Source organism: Butyricimonas faecihominis, assembly GCF_033096445.1.
Lineage (GTDB): Bacteria > Bacteroidota > Bacteroidia > Bacteroidales > Marinifilaceae > Butyricimonas > Butyricimonas faecihominis.
This window is the reverse complement of the sequence record NZ_AP028155.1, coordinates 4,010,274-4,032,137: the sequence shown is the minus strand read 5'-3', so window position 1 is coordinate 4,032,137 and position 21,864 is coordinate 4,010,274. Positions and strand designations below refer to the sequence as shown.

At 42.0% G+C, this 21,864-nt stretch carries 15 protein-coding genes and 1 tRNA gene; 1 reads left to right on the top strand and 15 read right to left on the bottom strand.

What is annotated here, in order from left to right:
* Positions 1-23: 23 nt before the first annotated feature.
* From R8806_RS16670 to R8806_RS16620, 11 genes are all read right to left on the bottom strand, one after another.
* Positions 24-1,430, bottom strand: a complete 1,407-nt coding sequence (locus R8806_RS16670) for a thioredoxin family protein (protein ID WP_124315856.1) — start codon at positions 1,428-1,430, stop codon at positions 24-26.
* Between the two features lie 13 nt (positions 1,431-1,443).
* Positions 1,444-2,910 carry a hypothetical protein gene (locus R8806_RS16665; RefSeq protein ID WP_229782979.1) on the bottom strand — a complete coding sequence of 489 codons (1,467 nt, stop codon included), beginning with the start codon at positions 2,908-2,910 and terminating at the stop codon, positions 1,444-1,446.
* A gap of 9 nt (positions 2,911-2,919) precedes the next feature.
* Positions 2,920-3,885 carry a hypothetical protein gene (locus R8806_RS16660; protein ID WP_124315855.1) on the bottom strand — a complete coding sequence of 322 codons (966 nt, stop codon included), beginning with the start codon at positions 3,883-3,885 and terminating at the stop codon, positions 2,920-2,922.
* A gap of 23 nt (positions 3,886-3,908) precedes the next feature.
* On the bottom strand, positions 3,909-4,868 hold the full coding sequence (locus R8806_RS16655; RefSeq protein WP_124315854.1) for a hypothetical protein: 960 nt from the start codon (positions 4,866-4,868) through the stop codon (positions 3,909-3,911).
* A 22-nt stretch (positions 4,869-4,890) separates the two neighbouring features.
* On the bottom strand, positions 4,891-6,495 hold the full coding sequence (locus R8806_RS16650; protein ID WP_124315853.1) for a RagB/SusD family nutrient uptake outer membrane protein: 1,605 nt from the start codon (positions 6,493-6,495) through the stop codon (positions 4,891-4,893).
* 12 nt (positions 6,496-6,507) lie between these two features.
* A complete protein-coding gene (locus R8806_RS16645) occupies positions 6,508-10,008 on the bottom strand; it encodes a SusC/RagA family TonB-linked outer membrane protein (RefSeq protein ID WP_164719557.1) in 3,501 nt (1,166 codons plus the stop codon).
* 174 nt (positions 10,009-10,182) lie between these two features.
* On the bottom strand, positions 10,183-11,346 hold the full coding sequence (locus tag R8806_RS16640) for a FecR family protein (protein ID WP_124315851.1): 1,164 nt from the start codon (positions 11,344-11,346) through the stop codon (positions 10,183-10,185).
* Between the two features lie 105 nt (positions 11,347-11,451).
* Positions 11,452-12,021, bottom strand: a complete 570-nt coding sequence (locus R8806_RS16635; RefSeq protein WP_124315850.1) for an RNA polymerase sigma factor — start codon at positions 12,019-12,021, stop codon at positions 11,452-11,454.
* A gap of 143 nt (positions 12,022-12,164) precedes the next feature.
* Complete coding sequence (gene clpB, locus R8806_RS16630; protein ID WP_124315849.1) at positions 12,165-14,756, bottom strand: ATP-dependent chaperone ClpB; 2,592 nt, start codon at positions 14,754-14,756, stop codon at positions 12,165-12,167.
* Positions 14,757-14,973: 217 nt separating this feature from the next.
* Positions 14,974-16,029: an S-methyl-5-thioribose-1-phosphate isomerase gene (gene mtnA, locus R8806_RS16625; RefSeq protein ID WP_124315848.1), complete on the bottom strand. Its 1,056-nt coding sequence runs from the start codon at positions 16,027-16,029 to the stop codon at positions 14,974-14,976.
* Positions 16,030-16,123: 94 nt separating this feature from the next.
* Entirely contained in the window at positions 16,124-17,119 is a 996-nt protein-coding gene (locus R8806_RS16620; protein ID WP_124315847.1) for a hypothetical protein, read from the bottom strand.
* 144 nt (positions 17,120-17,263) lie between these two features.
* Between R8806_RS16620 and R8806_RS16615 the strand changes: the two genes are divergently transcribed.
* Entirely contained in the window at positions 17,264-18,352 is a 1,089-nt protein-coding gene (locus tag R8806_RS16615; protein ID WP_124315846.1) for a linear amide C-N hydrolase, read from the top strand.
* A gap of 53 nt (positions 18,353-18,405) precedes the next feature.
* On the opposite strand, the gene R8806_RS16610 is transcribed toward R8806_RS16615, so the two are convergent.
* The 4 genes from R8806_RS16610 to R8806_RS16595 all read right to left on the bottom strand — a co-directional run bounded on the left by R8806_RS16610 (position 18,406) and on the right by R8806_RS16595 (position 21,777).
* On the bottom strand, positions 18,406-18,840 hold the full coding sequence (locus R8806_RS16610) for a PepSY-like domain-containing protein (protein ID WP_124315845.1): 435 nt from the start codon (positions 18,838-18,840) through the stop codon (positions 18,406-18,408).
* Positions 18,841-19,205: 365 nt separating this feature from the next.
* Positions 19,206-20,495, bottom strand: coding sequence for an MATE family efflux transporter (locus R8806_RS16605; protein ID WP_124315861.1), 1,290 nt, complete (start codon positions 20,493-20,495; stop codon positions 19,206-19,208).
* A gap of 105 nt (positions 20,496-20,600) precedes the next feature.
* The gene (locus R8806_RS16600; RefSeq protein ID WP_151411798.1) at positions 20,601-21,524 is read right to left on the bottom strand and encodes an alpha/beta hydrolase; all 924 of its coding nucleotides are present in this window, start codon (positions 21,522-21,524) and stop codon (positions 20,601-20,603) included.
* A gap of 168 nt (positions 21,525-21,692) precedes the next feature.
* A tRNA-Leu gene (locus tag R8806_RS16595) sits at positions 21,693-21,777 on the bottom strand.
* Between the last annotated feature and the right edge of the window lie 87 nt (positions 21,778-21,864).

Genomic DNA, 21,864 nt, shown 5'->3' with positions numbered 1-21,864 from the left:
TAATCCTATTTACAAATACGCTACTATTTCAATTCATCTAATTTTGCCTGACAAGCTTTCACGTCTCCCTCTTCCACCCCAGCTGCCGCACTTCCATCTTTCAATCCTAATGTCAAGACTTCTTTCGCCAGTTCCTTTTTATCCAAGGCTAACAACTTATCGGCCACGTAAGTCGCTGTCTTCGCAGAAGGACTCAACTGATGTAAAAACACGTACCAACCAGCAACTCGATCCTTGTATGCAACATCTTTCTCCCCTTCATATATCTCTTCGTAACGTTCCACGTTCTCGATCATACTCGTTGAAGTATAGTAATCATCAATACTTGAAAAAGCAGACATCATCGCATTTAGCTTCCTTGCCGCTTGATATTCCGCCTCATTTCCACTTTCTTTGGCCTCTTTCAACTTGGCTTCCATAGCCTTAAGCATGGCTATTTTCTCTTCACGAGTTTCCTTGTATTTTTTTTGAAGTTCGGCTATATAATTAATAAAAAGATGATTAAACTTATCTAATTTCTTTTTAGCCGAATAGTAATTCAAACGTAGTAACTCCGAAGGGATATAAATATTTCCTCCCCCCAATGAAGCCGCCGTGGCACTATTCTTGGCCCCTGTTGCCTTAAACAAACGATCTTTCAAAGCCAACACTTCATCAAAATTCTCTTCTTGATCGGCTTGTGCCGTCTTTTGAACACAAGCACTCAAAAACGTACAAATTGCTTTATTCACGGTAGTAGAATGCTTTTTATCTTTCACTGGATTAACAGCTTCCGCACAAGCCGCATCCACGAACCGGTTGGCTAATTTCTTGTCAAAAACCGTAATCTTACCAATACGCGGAACATTTATCGAATCCAACAACTGACTATCATCTACTAAAGCAAAATAATCAAGCAACACATCGCTACAATCCAAACCGGACCGATCTTTCAATATAAAATACTGATTCAAGAATTCTTTATCCCTGTTTCCTTCCTCATACTTCTTCGTGTATTTCTTTAATTCCGGTTGTGCCGCAAAAGCAACCACGGCTTTTTCGCCTTCCTTGACAAACATATCCACGGTTTTACCACCCAAGAAACGATAAACCAATTCTCCATCCCCGTTAACAAAAAGGAAAGTGGGATAAGCAGATACTCCAAATGTTTTTGCAACCATTTTCCCGTCTTCACTCTTTTCTGCATCCAACTTCAAGTTCAAGAAATGAGCGTTATAATATTCACCGACTTTAGCCTGCGGAAATACCTTATCGGCCATATGTTTACAAGGGCCACACCAAGAAGTATATATATCTATAAATACCAACTTATTTTGTTTTTTCGCCATTTCCAATACCTCTGCATAGCGCCCTTTCTGGAATTCTATTCCTTGTGAAAACACGGTTAAACCAGTGATTAAAACCAACACTAACAATACGAATTTTTTCATTTTACAATCCCTTTTAGTTTATGTCCAATACTATTGTATATTGTTTATTTTTCTCGAAATCACAATCATACAACAATAAAAAATCTTCAGCTACAGCAACTTCCCATTCCTGTCCCTTTGCCAAACGCGGATTATTCACTCGTTTCGGGAAGTAATAGGCAAACGGTATATCCGCCACGTGTTCTTGTTTCAGCTTTTCCCCCTTCATCAATCCCCCGTCAAAATATTCATTAGTCGTAATCGTCACGAAACATTGTTTCCCTTTAACCTTAAAACCAACCTCATAACCTAATGGTTTAGGATTTTGCATTTTCACATCCCAAGCCGGATCTCCATACAAAACAACAACATCCCGGTCATGTACAAATCCCATCTGATCTTTCGTCGGCTTCAGACCCGTCACCGTCTTGAATTGTTTTTCAAACATTTCCCTTTGCCCAAACTCTATTTCCGAAAAAGGATAATTTACAGTCAACATCTTCGGATGCCACTCGTTTTCAGTCCTCAACATATCTTGCTGGTTCAGGTAAACAGCTTGAGCCAAGGTCAACCGCCCGGCATTGGCAACCCAATATTTTAGTCCCCCCCAACCATTCCGACCATACCAAGTTGTAACGACATACCCGATCATGGACGTCGCATTCATTCCGCTCAACCAAGCAACGGCCATACTCTCCGGGTCATTATCGATATTTCCAATCAAACAGTTACCCGCCGCAAAATAAACTCTAGGATGAGCCGTCCCGTTCAAAAACTCGGGAGTCATAAAATCGGCATATAACCGTCCTCCCCGTGGTTTCAAGTCGCCAACGGTAAACGGCATTTCAAGATTTTTCTCTGTCGCATGTGAAGATGTTACCAGCAAATCAGGATCAATTTCTTTGTATTTTTCTACCCATTTATTAAGAATCTCCCATTTATTGATCTGTTCACTCTTTACTTCTCCATCACGGGTAGTCTTTTCTCCCCAGCCACCGGGAGTACCCCCGTCGTTCATAAAAGCGAAACGATCAAAATATTTCCCATCACTCAATTCTGCCGTCGTGTTCAACGCAGTATGAATTACAAAAGGCTTGGCACTGCTTTCTACCATACGCATAGCGTCCGCAGCTGAATACCCCGTGATAATCCCCCACAAGTAATCCGCATAAATATCATCATCTATTTCCCGACTCAAACGATGTCCTTCCATAACGAATTCACGATTGAGGTTTTCCGGTTTTTCCACCACGGCCATATAACGGGGCGCCAAACGTCGTAACTCTTCCAATAATTCACGCGGTTTCTCATTATAATACAATACGGCTGCTTTATGTCTTTTGGACAAGACTTCGACCACTTTCATCCACGCCTTGTCGGATTGCATCTCCTTCGAGGTAAGGACCACATAGTCTCGAACCTGCCGAGCATTCACATCCAATAAATTACAAGCCGTAAACAGCCATACGACAAACATTACAACTATCTGTTTCTTCATCATATTTCCAGATTAATTAGACCGAGTTGCTTCAAACAAATCCTTATACCGTTCCATTCGCTCCGCTTCTATCGCATCTCCTATCTTTTTATATTTATCAGCATTATCTTTGTCACCCACAAGAGCGCACAAACGACCTAACAAGTTATAATAATTGGTTGAACCGCCCGTGCCCTCTTCTTGATCTCTCAGTCTCAACACGAATGACAAAATATTATCTATTAATTCTCTATCTAAAGTCCTTTCTGAAAGTATAGTCAAAATTGCTACAATATAATTACCTCGTATATCAGTCATATTTAAATTTGTAGCCACTTCCAAATCTCTGATTACCTGTGCGTTATCCCCCACATGCAAAGCTTTATTAACAGCCAACTTTAAGCGCATTCCATCCTGCCCCAATAATTGCCCTTTATTTATCAAATACGTCAATCGTTCCAACTTCAACGAATCGTACAATGGCAGAACATACTGTTTATCCTTCAAATAAGGATCACATTGTTTATCAATTTCTTTATTCAAATTCCGGCTCAATATCATCAACACCTCGTATCTCTTATCAATCTCATTGTCACCACTAACCCCATTTCCCAAACTTTTAAGAAGCCTCTTCAAACGTGCTGTCTTATCTTCCTGAGCGGGATTTTCTCCCCGGTCCCACTTCATTTTTTTCATGGCATAAATACCATACTCGAAAACATTGGAATAAGGATCTGTGAATACATATTTATTTAACAACAAATAGGTTTCCTTATCTTCCACCTGCAACACCGGACATCGAGACATATACTCCTTTGCCACCCGCTCGGCCTCTTTTCCTTTATTCGCTTCCTCCAAAGCCTCCACGTATTCTTTCACAACTTTGATGTCCCGCTTGTTGGCTTCATATTCCTTTTCCAAACTTTCTAAGTCTGTTTGTGCCGATGCTGCCACGCAACATCCGACACAAACCAATATCATGATTGTCTTTCTCAACATACCTTCTACATTATACAGACAAATCATTCTTTTAGACTCTTAAAATAATCGGGCTCAACCGGATCCCCTGGACAATTTGCATTTTGCATCGCTTCCAAATCCATCGATAATACTTGCTGTAGATAAGGAATCAAAGCAACAGCTCTCTCCAACATCCGGGGAAATACTTTAAAATTATAATTCAATTCAGTCTTTGTGGTGGTTGTCAAGAAAGAAATGTAATCTGCTAAATCCATCTGGTTATCAACAATATTCACTGTCTCACTTTGAAAAGAATTCGGTTTCGAACGAACATAACCATTTGAACGGAATGTGTACACATTGGGTGAATATTTACCTGCAGGATCCTCAAGCCAAGGTGCTAATATCCACTTCACTTCCTTACCACTAGCATCCTTCATACGCAAGTTAAAAAAATCAGTAGGTTTCTCCGTTGCTCCCAAATACAAACGTGAAATCAACAAACTCGACAACTCCGCCTTCCAATTATCCCAATCTTCATCCGTAAAATTATTCATTTTATCTCCGACCCCGGCAAGAATAATGCAATCACCATTCTCTAAATAGGTAGCAACCAACTCCTCTGGATTATAATCGTAATCATCACAAAGCGAATCACACAAAAACGTACGCACGAACCAACTCCCCTGCACCAAATCTTTATCCAACCCCACGAATATACCACCCTGTATATGGTCTATAATTTTCCGAATTACTTCCGTGTTCTCTTCCTTTACCGGAGTATACCATTTATTAAAATAACCACTCCAATTCGTTACTTGAAAAGCATACGGTTCAAATTTATATAAATAATACATACCCCACTCTTCCCAAGTATTATAGATCAACTCATCCACAGAACCCGGTTCTCCTTTCGTCAAACCATATAACGGACCCGCCAATTCGGGATCCACCTTCACATCCTCGGAGCAGGAAACTCCTAAAAACAGGATCATTATTAAATATATTGCAATCTTTTTCATACTTCATAAATTTTTAATATCACTACTCGGGCCGAATCAAATCACGTTCATTATCATAACATCCATTGTTATAATCAAGCTCACTCCGAGGAATTGAAAGTACGTAATTTTTACTTCCTTGCGGCAAAGTATAGGTTTCGTATGTATCCCAACTTGAATACCATTTATGTTTCAATTCCGGCATACCCTGTCTCCGCAAATCCCAAAAACGCATAGCCTCCTCGAAACAAAGTTCCCGACGTCGCTCTTCCCAAATAAATTTCAACAAAGCTTGGGCATCCGAAAAATCTGCTGACGTTTTTTCCACATACGCCTCCGAATCCAAACGACAACGCCGTAGATCATTCAATAAATCAAGCGCATCACTAGTCACCTCATTATTCTTACGCGTATATGCCTCTGCTAAATTTAACATTACTTCCACGCTCCGCCAATTCTCATGGAGAAGATTTTCACTCGGCTTCGTAGAAGTTGAACCCGACATTTGACGATATTTTATCGGATAATAATATTTATACTCATAAGGTTTATCTTCTTCCCAGATACTCTCTGCCTTTTTAGCCGGGACATCCTTCAAGAAATAAGCTTTTTTCCGTAAATCCCCCTCTTCATAAGAACGAATCAAAGACTCGTCCGTACTATGGGAAGGTCTGAAACCCAATCCATAAAAAGTACCCGAAGTCGATAAATAATCATACGGGGTATAACTAGAAGTCCCGAACGTAAAAACGACTTCTTTATTTATAGTCCCATCCATCATAGTAAATATCTTATTATTAAGCCCTTTCTCCGTCCCAAATAATGTCGTGTCCTGATCATTCAAATTCAAAATAACGGAATTCTGTGCTAAAAACAATTCACCGGTCCGAATGACCTCGTCCCAATTTTCTTGGAATAATGCAATACGAGAAGCTAACAATAAAATCGCCGGTTCCGAAAGCCGATGTATATTCCCGTCAAAGGTGGCCACTTTGATATATTTTTCCGCTTCCTCAATATCTCCATTAATCAAATCATACACATCCCGGATAGACGAACGTCCTCTCGCAGATATATCAATTTGAGGCTCCGTACGGATAATCACTCCCGGCTTGTCTAGATTTTCTTTCGACCAGGGTAAAGCGTATGAATTCACTAAACACCAATAATAGTAAGCACGTAGAGCATAAGCTTGTGCCGCAAGGAAATTATAAACCCCTGAATCCGCCTCCACGTACTTCATTTCCGGTAACGCATCTATGACTAAATTACAAGCCAAAATATTCCCGTAACGACGCTCCCAAAAATTATCGGCATAACTTTTTATCTCTCTTTCCCACTTGTAAGGCTCCTCACCTTCTCCCGCACTCAAAGCATCCAAAGAATTTTTATCCCGAGTTTCATAACTCTCATCATCCGGATCCAATTCCAGTTGCCCCATCTCCACATCATCAGTCATCAAATATAACCAAGCAACTTCCTCATTAAAATTTTGAGGGAAACCCTCTTTATATAGCATCGGTAAAAACTCATCCACCTTCCCGGGGATCAACAAATCGCCCGAATCCTCTTTCAAATAATCATCACACCCGGTGAACAAAAGCATTCCTAAAAGCCAATAGGTATATATCTTTACAAATCTTTTCATAACTACTTCCTATTAAAATGAAACATTAACACCCAAACTATAAGAAGGTAATATCGGAATGTTCGCTTCTGGAGTCTCCGGATCAAGTCCCTTCCAATCCTTATGCGCCCACACGAACAAATTCGACGCCTGGAAACGAATCATCATGGAAGAAATTCCAACCCCCTTCAATAATTTCTCAGGCATGATATAACTTAAACCTACAGAACGCAAACGTAAAAAATCAGCTTTCGCCACACGGAGATCAGACAAATCATAAAAATAGGTACACTCTTCAACAGCCCCCCGATCCTCGGCCGAAACGTTACGATCAAACTCCGAAGCCACTCTATCATTATACAAAACAGGTATATCCGTATGTTTTTCATCCCCAGGCTTTCTCCATCTTTTCTTCCAATTCGTAGATACATTAGCTACCGGATTCAATGCAGAATTTTTATCGGCATACACTTTCGGTAAACGTTTCACACCACCCAAATTATAGGTGAAACCTAAAGATAGCGATAAACGTCTATCAAAAGTCAATTGTGTATCAAATCCTCCGGAAAGATCCGGATAAATAGATCCGCTTTTCACCAGCTCCATACGTTTCGGATCAGCCGTATGCCACAATTTGCCATCTTTCCCGTAGAATAACGGATATCCGTTTTCACTAGATAATCCCCCATAACGGAAAGAGTACATTGACCCCAACTTCTCGCCTTCAATCGCTAAATTACCCTCCAACATTTTATTAATGACCTCCAAATCGCTGTATAATTCATCGTTTGCCAAAGTCACCTCACTCGTGTTTCTCCCGAAATTCACATTAAATCTCCAATTTAACTTTTTCCCTTGAATAATCTCCACACTCAAATTACCTTCAAACCCCTGATTATCCATTTCACCGGCATTCATGTACAAACGTGATTTTCCGTTAGATGTCGCTACTGTTTTTTCCATGATCAAATCCTCGGTATGTTTTTTATATACATCCAAACTACCAGAAAGCCTTCCATCCCAGAAAGAAAAGTCTGCTGCAACGTTCCAAGAAGTCGTTTTTTCCCACCGCAAATCAGGATTAGGCAAACGATATATCGTTGACTGGTCCAAGTTACTTGTTGTATTCCTATCTCCTACTTCCAAGATCAAATTAGGAGTAGCATCATCATGAATATTTCCCTGAATACCGTAACTACCTCTTACAGAAATATAATGTCCGTTATCGGAAAATCGAGACATAAAACCTTCATTCGTCAACAACCATTTACCCGCAATAGACCACGTGGGTAACCACCGATATTTCGGATTACTCCCGAACTTATTGGCTCCATCGGAGCGGATATTGAAATTCATCACGTAACGATTATTGTAAGTATATGTAGCCGAACCAAAAAACGAAGCAACTCTCGAAATCGTATTCGTGTTTGCCGGAAGCATTTTATCGATATAATTGTTCACAAAACTATCCGTATGTACTGGCATAAACCGCTCCCCATAAGTAGGTGTCCAACCATATCCAGTTGAACGTACTCCCTCGTACTTCGTACCTCGCAACTCAGAACCGACAATTATATTCATATCATGAACATCTGCCAAAACTTTAACAAAACTCAAACCATTTCTCACCGTATACCCCGTTTTCACCGTATTCCCCTGTGTCAAAATACCTCCATATGGCAAGGACGACTTCCAATATTCATCATCATTCTCGTCATATTGTTTGTAATCATATCCACGAATAGAAGCAACACTAGCGGACTCTTCCGTCTGCCAATCCCGCTGATCCGTTGAAGAATTATGATACGAGAAAGTTCCTTGATAAGACAACCCATCATATAACTTTATATTCAAATTTAATAGGGCGTTAAAATCATTCGACTTACTTTCCTTACCTGTTTCTGCCAACTCGTTCAACACGTTATATAGGTATTTTGAATCCTTCTTGTAAAAATGATATTTCCCGTCTTTCTCGTATGGTTGTAGCGTTCTAGAAGTATTATAAGCATAACTAAAAGGATTCACGACAGAATAACCTTCATTCTTCGTTGTGCTGAAATCAATTTTCGCCATAAAATTAATATACTTTCCGACAGATGCATCCACACGAGCCAACGTTGTAAAACGCTCGCTAACAGAACCTTTTGCCCCGCCTTGATTATTATTATAACCTGCTGAGAAGTAATATTTTGTAGTCTCTGACCCACCGTTAATACTCAAATTATGAGTATGGGTTACAGCATTACGGAATAATACATCAAACCAATCCGTATTACGATTAGCCATTTCTTTTGACCGAAGAGCAAACTCCTCTTTTGACATCCGGCGATTAACTAACTCATTCAACAATCCTTCGTAAGAATCATCCGGATCCAACGATATATTTGAACTATATGATAATCCTTGCTCGAAAATATCCTTGGACAACTGCATACGTTCCGCAGAATTCATACGATCAAAATTTCGATAAGAAGGACGTTCATTTATTACCACTTCACCATGATACGAAACTTTCGGTTTTCCGACAGCCCCTTTTTTCGTTGTCAACACAATCACCCCGTTCGCAGCCTTTACCCCATAAATCGCTGTGGCCGAAGCGTCTTTTAAAACCGTGATAGACTCTATATCCTGCGGACTAATTCCCGAAATAGCATTTCCTACTAAATACTCGGCATCTTCGCTATTCAACTCCGAAGCTGTAATTGGAACATCTTGTTCCAGTATTACCCCATCAACCACCCATACCGGAGCTTTATTTCCGTTAATCGTTGAAGTTCCCCGGATACGTATTTTAGGCGTAGCACTCGGCTCTCCAGAAGTATTTATCACCATTAAACCAGGAATTTGTCCTTGCAACATTTGATCTACAGAAGCAACTCCCGCCATATAAATATCATCGGTCTTCACTACTGAAACTGCACTGGCAGACTCCCTCCGGTTTAATGTCTGATACCCAGTCACAACAACCTCATCCACATCTACAGAAGAATACGTCATAACTACATTCAAAGAATCCTGTCCTTGCCAAGTAATTACTTTTTGCTCCATCCCCACAAAAGAGAAAAGTAATTTTTGTCCGACCTTATTTTCAATCATCATTTGGAATAGACCGTTCACATCTGAAGCTACCCCGCGAGTTGTTCCTTCCACAACAACGGAAACCCCAGGAAGAGGCATCCCATCTGTATCAACTACTTTCCCCTTAATCAATTTTAGTTTAACATCATCCTTCTTTTGCGGTGTCGGTTTGACAATTACCACTCCCTCCGCATACTCATAGGTAAAAGGTAGTCCTTCGAAAATTCGATCCAACGCCTTCTCGAAAGGTTCATTCGTCAGAACCATATTGAGTTTCACGTTCAAATTTGCGATCTCTTCTTCATTAAACACGAAATAAACCCCAGTCTGACTTTTCAATTCCTTAATGGTCTCTCTGAGACTTGCATTCTCTAATTTCAACGTCACGGATTGTGACGATACACTGGCTATTGCCGTAAAAGAGAAAAACAGGGTTAAAAACAAAGTTAATCTCATCGCTAAATAAATTTTTCCCCTCGCATTTTCAGGCGAGGATTGTGTAGAATTTCGTCTTTTTTTCATACATTTGGATACTTTGATTAATAAACGTAGCCTTTTGCCGAAGGCCGCCATTAAATTTTCAACATGGAACGGGGAATGCTGGGAACATTTCCCGTTTTCGTGTTTCTTCTATTTCATCACTGAGGTTATTGTAACATTTCTTCCATTAATAATAAATTTTACGTTAGTTGTTTTTTCTATCATATCTAACACGTCATTCAAATCTTCATATTTCCGCACCACGCCGGTAAAACGACGCTCTTTATATTCAGGAGCCGAGAATGAGAATTGAACATCATACCACCGGGCTAATTGTACCACAATATCATTCAATTCCATGTTCTCGTATTCAAATACTCCCCGTACCCACGAGGTGTACAAAGAAAGTTCCACGGCCCTCTGGCTGATTGCCCCGGAACGTTGATCTACCACGGCCTGATATCCCGGTTTTAATACCACCTGATTATCTCCGGAGGTTACTTGCACGGCCCCCTGTACCAAAGTTGTCATAATTCCCTCATTTTCGGGATAAGCCGAAATACAGAACTTCGTTCCCAACACTCGCACGCTCACATCATTTACCCGCACGATAAAAGGCTTATTTTCGTCAGGTTGCACTTCAAAATACACTTCACCCTCAACAAGAACCTCTCGCGTATCTCCCGTAAAACGAGTGGGGAATGTTAGTCGTGAAGATGAATTCAACCATACCATCGTACCGTCTGCCAGCGTGAAATGGTATTCCCCTCCAACTGGGGAAGAGATCGTGTGATATACCGGTTTTTCTTCTATCTCGTCATTCACCTCCACATTATCATATCGCAATTCATTCTTTTTATCTCTCAAAACAGTAACCCCATACTGCTCGATCACTTCTTGCAAATTATCTTGAGTCAAATCAACTTGTATTCCATCAGCCACGGTTAGAGTTGCTTTCGTTCCCCCTGCCTGCACCTTAGCCAACACGGGAGATAACTCCTGTGATTCCGGGACATAAAAGAATACAAATGACAAGGCGAACAGGATCACAACAGAAGCCACGGCTGCAACCTGAATCCATAATTGTCTTCTCCTGCGAACCTTGATCTTTTCCCGTACACGTTTCAATGAATCCGAGGCATCCCTACCCGAACAAGCAACCATTTGATACTCACGCACCATTTTCACCCCCTCCATAAAAAGTTGTTTGTTTTCCTCCGCCTCGTCCATCCACGCACGCAACTCCCGTTCCTCACTCTTATCCAAAAGTCCGGAGCAATAATCACCAATCCTCTGCCAAATTTTATCGTTCATCTCGATCTCTTTTCTTTTATATACCGGAAGATTGAAAAAGAGATGACAACTTTTTTAGGAAAAATTGCAGGAAAAATAATTTTAACAAAATGAAGGTGTAAAAATTTATCGCAGAATAATAAAAAACAACACCAAAGCGTTTCCACCCAGCTCTTCTTTTAACTGCTTCAATGCCCTATAATACAACGTTTTCACAGTATTCACGGTTATTCCAAACCGTTCACCCACTTGTTGGTAAGTCAAATTATTCAACACCACGGCTTTAAATATTTCTTTTGTCCTTTCCGGTAAAGCCTCCACCCGGGCATATACTTTATCACGCAAACAAGCGAACTCGTCCTCATCATATTCTCCCAGTTCTTCTAAAAACTGATCCACATATTTCTCCACGTCATCAAACATAACCCTTCCCCGCCGTGTAGCAAACTTAGAGGCGGCCTTGGCTACCGCCCCGAAAAGATAAGAACGAACGGAACCGGAAAAAACTGTTCGCTTTTTATTCATCCAGAAAGAAACAAACACCTCCTGCACAATATCCTCTACATCATCTGCATCAGAAACAAACCGAAAAGCATACACGCACAATGCCCGATAATAATTATCAAAAAGCATATTCAGACAAATTTCATTTCCTGCCTCTAACGCATGTACAATCTCCGATTCACTATATACCATACAAAAATCTAAATCGACAATTATGATTCATGCAAAGATAGACATTCTCGTCAAGAATCAAAATTATCGAGATATTACCGTCATACAAAAAAGTAGGCCGTTTCTTCTTTGAAACGACCTACTCCATATGATTTTAAGAATCCTTATTTATTTTCAAAAACGATCTTATCATCCTTCACGTCTACCACGATACGGCTATCTTTGGAGACTTCCTCTGCAAGAATCTGTTTTGACAAATCATTTAACAATGTACGTTGAATAACCCTTTTTACGGGACGAGCGCCAAACTGCGGATCATACCCGGCATCTGCCAACCATTGAACTGCCTTGTCGGTAATCTCGATGGCAATACCATTGTTTTCCAACATCTTCTTTACGCCATTGAATTGCAAACGTACAATATCCACGATTTCCGACTTCTTCAACGGGGCAAACATGATGATCTCGTCGATACGGTTCAAGAACTCCGGGCGAATCGTCTGTTTCAACATCTCGTACACCTCGTGATTCGTCTTGTCAAGTACCTCATCCCGGTTATTCTCATCGATGCCTTTCAAACGTTCCTGAATGATATGCGCACCGATATTCGAAGTCATGATGATAATCGTATTTTTGAAATCGACTACCCGACCTTTATTATCAGTTAAACGCCCGTCATCCAGCACTTGCAACAAGATGTTGAACACGTCGGGATGAGCTTTCTCGATCTCGTCCAGCAAAACCACGGAATAAGGTTTCCGACGAACAGCCTCCGTCAACTGACCACCTTCATCATATCCCACGTACCCCGGAGGCGCCCCGATCAACCGGGAAACAGAATGACGCTCTTGGTACTCGGACATATCAATACGGGTCATCAAAGATTCATCGTCAAACAGGAACTCTGCCAATGCCTTCGCCAACTCGGTTTTACCGACACCCGTGGTTCCGAGAAAGATAAACGAACCGATGGGACGTTTCGCATCCTGCAATCCTGCACGGTTACGACGAACGGCATCTGCCAGTGCCGTAATGGCCATTTCCTGACCGACTACCCGTTTGTGCAACTCGTCTTCCAAGTGTAATAACTTCTGACGCTCGCTCTGCATCATCCGGCTCACCGGAATACCCGTCCACTTGGACACGACTGCCGCGATATCATCTTCCGTCACCTCTTCCCGAATCAACGACTCTCCATGCTTCATATCCGCCAGCTTGGCCTTCACCTCTTCAATACGACGCTCGGCCTCCTTAATCTTACCGTAACGAATCTCGGCAACTTTTCCGTAATCGCCTTCCCGCTCGGCCCGGTCTGCCTCGAAACGGTACTGTTCGATCGCATCCTTATTCTTCTGGATCTCGTCAATCAAAGAACGCTCAGACTCCCATTGGGCTCGCAATTTCGTACGCTCTTGATTCAAATCGGCCAAATCTTTCTGGATCTCGTCCAGTTTCTTGCTTTTCCCTTCCCGCTTGATCGCCTCTTTCTCGATTTCCAACTGTTTGATCTTACGGTCTAGTTCATCAATCTCCTCCGGCACGGAATTCATCTCCAAACGCAGACGGGCAGCCGCCTCATCCACCAAGTCGATAGCTTTATCCGGCAAAAAACGATCGGAAATATACCTGTGGGACAACTCCACGGATGCAATGATTGCATCATCCGTGATCCGTACCTTATGGTGATTCTCGTAACGCTCCTTCAATCCCCGCATGATACTGATCGCACTCATCACGTCCGGTTCGTCAATCATCACCTTCTGGAAACGACGCTCCAAGGCTTTATCCTGTTCAAAATATTTCTGGTACTCGTTCAACGTGGTCGCACCGATAGCCCTCAAATCTCCACGAGCCAAAGCGGGTTTCAATATATTCGCCGCATCCATTGCTCCGTCAGACTTTCCGGCTCCTACCAAGGTATGAATCTCATCAATAAACAGGATAATTTCTCCTTCCGAAGACAACACCTCGTTCACAACCGATTTCAAACGTTCCTCGAATTCTCCTTTATACTTTGCCCCCGCAATCAAGGCTCCCATATCCAGCGAGTAAATACTCTTGGATGCCAAATTTGAAGGCACATCCCCGTTCACGATACGCTGTGCCAATCCCTCGGCAATAGCCGTTTTACCAACACCCGGCTCACCGATTAAGATCGGGTTATTTTTTGTTCTCCGGGACAATATCTGTAATACCCGACGGATTTCATCATCTCGTCCGATTACAGGATCCAGCTTACCGTTCCGGGCTCTTTCATTCAAATTGATGGCATACCTCCCCAGCGCATCATAATTATCTTCTGCCGACTGAGAATTTACTTTCGACCCCTTCCGCAACTCGTCAATCGCCGCTCGGGTTTCCTTCTCGGTCATTCCCGCATCCTTCAACATACCGGAAACCGGATCCTTCACTGATAATAATCCCAATAAAATATGTTCCAAAGAAACATACTGGTCACCCATCTCTCCCGCCAACTTCGTGGCTTTCTCCAACACTTTATTAGCCTCGTCGGACAAATAGGGAGAACCTCCCGACACTTTCGGGTATCCGTCCACGATTCGATCCAAAGCAGCCAAGACATTCCGGCTATTTACACCCAACTTGTTAAAAATAAAGTTCGTGATATTTTCACCTTTCTCGATCACGCCTCTCAACAGATGACCTGTTTCGATGGCTTGCTGACCTTTTTCCTGCGCAAGTTGCACGGCTGACTGCACGGCCTCTTGCGACTTAATTGTATAATTGTTCATGTTCATAGTCTCATTTTCTCCTTTCTGCCTTCAATTTTACAAAGTATATACCGAAACTCTTATCCAAAAGTTTCATCTGGACAAAATGAAAAAACATTTCAACCTATAACATTAACAATCAATAAAAAAACGAACTATTGATTTTTGTTTTCTAAAACAAAAGGTATTATAAATATGTCATTTTGTCTTTATGTTTTATAGAATATATGACAAAATGGCTTAATTATTTACATTCTTTCCATCCCCGGAATGTGTCACTAAACGGGGGATAAGCGATCCCTTTCTCCGTGATAATAGCCGTGATCACCTCGGCAGGAGTCACGTCAAAGGCGGGATTATACACGTGAATCCCCTCGGGAGCCATTCTTCGGGCATACCATTTCTCTGTCACCTCTGCCGGCTCTCGTTCCTCAATTTTAATCTCTTTGCCCGTGGGACAATCCATATCAATGGTAGACGTCGGCCCCAGCACGTAAAACGGAATTCCATAATATTTAGCCAACACGGCTACCCCCGAAGTACCGATTTTATTTGCCGTGTCTCCATTGGCAGCCACCCGGTCACACCCAACCAGCACGGCCTGCACCCATCCCTGTTTCATCACCGAAGAGGCCATATTATCACATATCAAGGTTACATCCACTCCCGCTTTCTGCAATTCGAAGGCCGTCAACCTCGCCCCTTGCAATAACGGGCGGGTTTCATCGGCAAAAACCGAAAAACCGAATCCTTGTTCCTGTCCCAAATAAATCGGGGCCAAAGCCGTACCGTATTCCGAAACCGCCAGATGCCCCGCGTTACAATGCGTGAGCAAGCCCATACCCGGTTTCAACAGTGACAATCCATGTTCTCCAATTTTCCGGCACGCCGCCGCATCTTCTTTCCGAATCGCCTCGGCCTCTTCCCGCAAGACTTGTTTCAAAACTTCCACCCCCGCACCTTGACATTTCAACAACGCGACTTCCATTCGCTCCAATGCCGTAAACAAATTTACCGCCGTGGGCCGGGAAGATGCCAGATAATTCTTCACCCTTGCAAACTCCCGGTAGAAATCACCAACCTCATCCACCTTTTGCATACACACGGAAATCCCGTAAGCGGCAGCCACCCCGATGGCAGGCGCACCCCTTACCTTTAACAAATAAATAGCCTCCCAAATTTCCTCCGGAGTTTTCAACGCCAAATAAACTTCCCGTTCCGGAAGTTGCGTCTGATCAATAATCACCAACGCACCCAGCTCATAATCCGCACGCGCGGTCACGATCGTAAACAAATCCATGTTGAAAATAGTTTTTCGCAATATTAACAAAAAACATTTACAGTAACCACATATTTCCTCACAGATTACACCATACTAGTATTGTCCTTTCGTCTCACTCTTTTTTACTCTCCTTATCCACCAGCGCATCCAAATCTTGCACCAAATAATCATCTTTCACCCGGTAAAGAAGATTTTTTCGTGTCCCGGAGAAAGGTTGTTCAACCCCTATAAAAACCTCGCTCTTTCCAAGTTCCTTTAGCACGTAAGGCTGGAAAATATCAGCCACATTCTTTATCACGTGCCGCTTGGATAAAAAATATTTAGCCGCTTTTTCTTCTACATAACCATTTCTCGTTATCACGTAAAATGTCGAGTCTGTATCGAACACAACCCCAAGCCGGCTGGATAACACCCCATCATAATAAACAAGAGCCTGAAACTGATAAATATTATCCAATTCTAATTGTACAGCCCCATATCCTTCCTGCCATTCATAACAAAGATGATATTTATTATTCTGAAAATAGTACGTAAATCCTTCCACTATTTTATCACTTTCATTTTTAGGCCTGTATATTTTATTGGCTAGCACCTTATTTACTAACGGAGATACGTTTCTTCTCAAAATCTTATTTATCTCCGCCCGACTCAGAGACGTATGCGTTTGCGATCCCCAATAACGAGTCTCGATAACCGTGTCTCGCTGATTTTTCACGACAGAAGCTTTATTTTTTATCCCATACTCTATTAATTGGAGAGCCTTCACCGCATCATACGTCTTCTCATGCACGTGAAACACCAACGTATCGCCCGATTCTCCTCGCTTGTACCATAATTTATACTCGGGAACAATATCTTCCACATAAGAATGCTTGAAATCGAGATAAATCGGTTGCTTACAATCTAGTTCCTTGGATAATATCTCTACCAGCTGAGCAATAATATGAGATTTATATCTTTCCTCGTGATTGCTGAAACCACACCAATACGTAACCCGGACATTACCGAAATCTTTTGTAAATCCCCAATCCGAATGGCCCCATACCGGCAGTACCGACAAAATAAATGCCATCACCACCAAACCGTTTTTTATCTTACTCGTCTTCATTATCATATTATTTTGCACGACATTCTTTACAAATATAAAGATTTCAGAAGACAAATCAAAAACAATAGGCAAGTTCATGAAACTTCCGAAGAATGAAACAAAAAGCCGTTTTCCCCGTTATCTTAAAATAAAAACAATGCTCTTATGAAACAAAAATTATCAATAATCCTATGGGTGGTATTACCCCTTATCACCTTCTTCCCCAAAGAACTCAAAGCCTGCACCGGAATCACGTTGAAAGCCAAGGATGGTTCCTGCATCGTGGCCCGCACCATAGAATGGGGAGGTAACAATCTCAACAGCCAATATGTTGTCGTACCAAGAGGGTACGAACAACAATCCTACATTCCCGGCGGCACAACAGAAGGGATGATTTTCACTGCTCGCTACGGGTATATCGGGTTAGCCGTGGAGCAAGAACAATTCGTGGCAGAGGGACTGAACGAGGCGGGACTTTCCGCCGGACTGTTTTACTTCCCGCAATACGGGAAATATGAAGCTTACAATCCCAAAGAAAAAGCATCCAGCATTGCCGACCTACAACTCGTTTCATGGATATTGGGCAGTTGCAAGACCGTGGACGAAGTAAAAGAATCCATCAAAAAAGTTCATGTCATCGGTATCGATCCGAGGGCATCTACCGCCCACTGGCGTTTTGCCGACACCACCGGACGCCAGATCGTTCTCGAAATCATCAATGAAAAACCGATCTTTCACGAGAACAAACTAGGCGTACTGACCAACTCCCCAAGTTTCGACTGGCAGATGACAAACCTGAATAACTATGTCAACTTGATTCCCGGTATGGCCCCCTCCCAACAACTAGACGGAGTGGCTCTTACTTCTTTCGGAAACGGAAGTGGTTTTCTTGGTATACCGGGCGATATCACCCCTCCCTCCCGATTTGTCCGTGCCGCTTTCTACCAAGCGACCGCACCACGTCAAGAGACAGGACAACAAACCGTTATTCAATGTTTCCAAATACTGAATAATTTTGACATACCCATCGGAATCGAATTCGCTCCCGACCAAACTCCCGTTGATATTCCAAGCGCCACGCAATGGACCTCGGCAACCGACATGACGAACCGCATGATCTACTATCGTACCATGTACGATAGCGCCATTCGTTGCATCGATCTCCGTAAGATCAATTTTGCCCGGGTAAAATATCAAACAGAGCCTCTCGACAAAGTAAACCAGCAACCGATAATCCCGATCCGGATCGGATAATAAAATAGAGGGGCCACTTAAACAGCCCCCCTACACACACTTTCACTTTATCTTTAATCGTCAATATCCACTACCTGAAACTTATCATTGAATTTAATCTCCAAGCGATTTGACAATTTGATCTCATATCCTTCCGAATCATGCTCGATCTCTAAAACTTTTGCATCCGGATAATTGGCCTTCACATATTTAAGTATTGCCTCCGGAATAATGGCAGCGGGAACCTCACCCGTTTTGCATTTCACCTCTGTCCAATCTCCCGATTTATCGAATTCCAACTTTTCCCCGCTTGCAAACACCACATCATAACTCTTGTAAAACAAACCTGTCTCCTGTGTTATCAATGCCACTTTCTGATCTTTAAAATAAGTCGTGATAAACGTCTGCGCCTTCGCCGGTAACTGATTCATCTCAATCGGCTTGTCATTATCAGCTTTTACTATCGTCATCGAGAATAAACATACGAGTAAAAAAACAATCTTTTTCATATTCTTCTATTTTTAATGGGTTACTATTTTATTATTTACATGACAAAAATATCCCCCGAATCTGAAAAGAATCTGGAAAAATAAAATACTACTCATTTTTTTAGAATTACATTTGAGCAATAGCTTGACTATTTTCACACCCCGCCCCTCTATCATTTAAGCACACCCTTACGAATAGCTAATATAATCCTCCATACAAGATTCCACCAAACAGAATCAATCTAAAAATCAATTTTATCGAAAATAAATGTTCGATGAATACAAGATGAATGCTCGATGGTCTAAATGAAGTATCAATAGGATTCCAATATAATTATAATAAAAACGAAACAAATTATTGACAGGATTCAATTGATGTACAGGTTCTATTTACCAATACTCGATCTCGTGACTCTCGAGAATAATCTCCGATAATACCACAACCCGACAATATCAGCCAGTAACCAACCAATAGGGATTGACCACCAGATTCCCACAACCCCGATAGCCGGAATCGCGGATAAAGCATAAGCCAAAGCGACACGAGTTCCCAAAGAAATAACAGTCAACACGACCGACATCCCCGGTTTCCGAATCCCCCGATAGAAACCATACAACAGGAACAAGCAACCGATTCCGCAATAAAAAGCCCCTTCGATTCGTAGGTACTGGACCCCAATAGAAATAATTTCCGTTTCATGTACCGGAACAAAAATCAACATCAAGGGACGGGCAAACCCGAATACAAGAAGAGAAATAAACACGCAGAAAATAGTTGCAGAAACAACCGCCACCCGGATTCCATCCCGAATACGTTTCATTTGCCCAGCACCAAAATTCTGGGCTATAAACGTCGAGAAGGCGTTCCCGAAATCCTGCACGGGCATGTAAGCAAACGAATCTATTTTAACTGCGGCCGCAAACGCTGCCATCACGGCAACCCCGAAACTATTGATTAATCCCTGTACCATCAATATACCGAAATTCATCACGGACTGCTGGGCGCAAGTCAGAGATGAATAGACCGCAATTTCCTTTACCGTTTGCCACTTCATGCACATATCCTCCCGCCGAATTCGGAACTCCGGGAATTTCCGGATCGTGTACACACAAAGTCCTACCCCCGAAACGGCCTGCGCGATAACAGTTGCCCATGCCGCTCCTTTCACTCCCCAATCACACCACAAAATAAAAATCAAATCAAGCGCAATATTCAAAACAACCGCCACTCCTAAAAACCACAATGGCACGATGGAATTACCTATCGCACGCAGTAACGAGGCATAATAATTATAGATAAAGGTAAACCCGATACCCCAAAAGATTACCCAAAGATAATCACGCATCAACGGGTAAACAGCTTCCGGGACTTGCAATAATCTCAGAATGGGATCGATCCATACGAAAACAGCGACATTCAAAACCAAAGTAACCAAGCCTATTAACACCAAAGAAACAAAAATACTACGTTTCAATGCCTCCCGGTCTCCCGCCCCATATTGCAGAGAAAAAATGGCCCCACTCCCCATGCACAACCCCAAAAGTACCGAAGTCAGAAATATCATCAACGAGTAAGCCGATCCGACTGCTGCCAACGCATTCGCCCCCAAAAACTGCCCCACGATCAGCGTGTCGGCAATATTATAGAATTGTTGCAACAGATTCCCTAAAATCATGGGTACAGCGAACCACAACAACCCAAGAGTTATATTTCCGGTCGTTAGACCCCGATCCTTTTTTATACCGTTAAACGCCACGTCCCTCTCTGAAAAACGTAAATACTATTTTTGTTGCAACAACCACTCTATCAACTCTCTATTGTCAACAATACTCCAAGAATGTGGATGCCGGTTATTATCCGGCTTCCGATACCCTTTATTCTGAGTTGTAATAAGAACAGCCCTGTCGTTACCCAACCTTTTTAATTCATTAATCATCGCAGAACAATCAATGATATTCAAACCAAAGACATCTGTTTCCCGTTCATCAAGCCACCATTGAATATCAGGTTCTATATATATCCTAATCGGTGTACCCAACAATCCTTTTATAGCAGACTGCGTCGTGTCGGAAAGCGAATAAGGAGATATTTTGTGATAATTCTTCAAGGCCGTTTGAGGTGTTCCTCCCATGATTTGCTCGATCCTTGAAAGCAGATAAAGATATATGTTCTCTTCGCCAGAACCACCCTTTCCAAACAACATGACATCCCGTTTCGTGGAATTATAAAACCGTTCAAAATCCAGCGGTGAGTCTATGGCAAAAACAGCTTTGGGCTTTTTATCTGCCGTTTCCGCAAATTTTACAACCGTACTTCCTCCCATCGAAAAGCCTCCAAGATAATATTCCAGATCCTGCAATTTATGTCTACTCGTCACATCATCAACGATTCGACGAAATGCCTGCTGGCTCAAACTATCAAACCCAAACGAAGAAACGCCATCCTGAAAAGTAGGTATAATAGTCAAAATTCCCCTTTCCGCTGTTTCGACAGGTAGTTTTGTTTGCAGCAAAACATCCTCGGCCGTTTCACCAAATCCCGGTACCAAAAACAAGTACCCCATCCATGGTAACGAGTCAGGATAAATGATCGTGTAGCAATTCCTTGTCGTATCATTCTTATCAAGAAGTACTTTTTCTATCTTTTGAGCAGAAAGTTCCGTCATCATTAGAAAAGATAGAATAATCAACGAATATCTATACATATATAATCTTAGTTTACAATTCATTATAAACATTCAATTTTCTCACGCCATTTCTAATCCTACCTTTCAAATAAACAAAAAGATTTCTTCCAGTTTACATGAAAACTATCATCAAAAGAAAAACCCTCTCAATCATCAGACCAAGAGGGTTATCTTTCGATTTTTTAGTACCCAGGGCGGGAATCGAACCCGCACGTCTTTAAGGGACACTGGATTTTGAGTCCAGCGCGTCTACCAATTCCGCCACCTGGGCGTGAACTCGGGTGCAAAAGTAGATCTTTTTTCTCAAACTCCAAACAAAATGACATTTTTTTTACAAGAAAAAGTAGAAAATATTTAC

Bases quoted from the DNA above. Each gene is read 5' to 3' on its own strand.
- R8806_RS16670 (WP_124315856.1), bottom strand. From the start codon at position 1,430: ATGAAAAAATTCGTATTGTTAGTGTTGGTTTTAATCACTGGTTTAACC.
- R8806_RS16665 (WP_229782979.1), bottom strand. From the start codon at position 2,910: ATGATGAAGAAACAGATAGTTGTAATGTTTGTCGTATGGCTGTTTACG.
- R8806_RS16660 (WP_124315855.1), bottom strand. From the start codon at position 3,885: ATGTTGAGAAAGACAATCATGATATTGGTTTGTGTCGGATGTTGCGTG.
- R8806_RS16655 (WP_124315854.1), bottom strand. From the start codon at position 4,868: ATGAAAAAGATTGCAATATATTTAATAATGATCCTGTTTTTAGGAGTT.
- R8806_RS16650 (WP_124315853.1), bottom strand. From the start codon at position 6,495: ATGAAAAGATTTGTAAAGATATATACCTATTGGCTTTTAGGAATGCTT.
- R8806_RS16645 (WP_164719557.1), bottom strand. From the start codon at position 10,008: ATGAGATTAACTTTGTTTTTAACCCTGTTTTTCTCTTTTACGGCAATA.
- R8806_RS16640 (WP_124315851.1), bottom strand. From the start codon at position 11,346: ATGAACGATAAAATTTGGCAGAGGATTGGTGATTATTGCTCCGGACTT.
- R8806_RS16635 (WP_124315850.1), bottom strand. From the start codon at position 12,021: ATGGTATATAGTGAATCGGAGATTGTACATGCGTTAGAGGCAGGAAAT.
- clpB (WP_124315849.1), bottom strand. From the start codon at position 14,756: ATGAACATGAACAATTATACAATTAAGTCGCAAGAGGCCGTGCAGTCA.
- mtnA (WP_124315848.1), bottom strand. From the start codon at position 16,029: ATGGATTTGTTTACGATCGTGACCGCGCGTGCGGATTATGAGCTGGGT.
- R8806_RS16620 (WP_124315847.1), bottom strand. From the start codon at position 17,119: ATGAAGACGAGTAAGATAAAAAACGGTTTGGTGGTGATGGCATTTATT.
- R8806_RS16615 (WP_124315846.1), top strand. From the start codon at position 17,264: ATGAAACAAAAATTATCAATAATCCTATGGGTGGTATTACCCCTTATC.
- R8806_RS16610 (WP_124315845.1), bottom strand. From the start codon at position 18,840: ATGAAAAAGATTGTTTTTTTACTCGTATGTTTATTCTCGATGACGATA.
- R8806_RS16605 (WP_124315861.1), bottom strand. From the start codon at position 20,495: ATGATTTTAGGGAATCTGTTGCAACAATTCTATAATATTGCCGACACG.
- R8806_RS16600 (WP_151411798.1), bottom strand. From the start codon at position 21,524: ATGTATAGATATTCGTTGATTATTCTATCTTTTCTAATGATGACGGAA.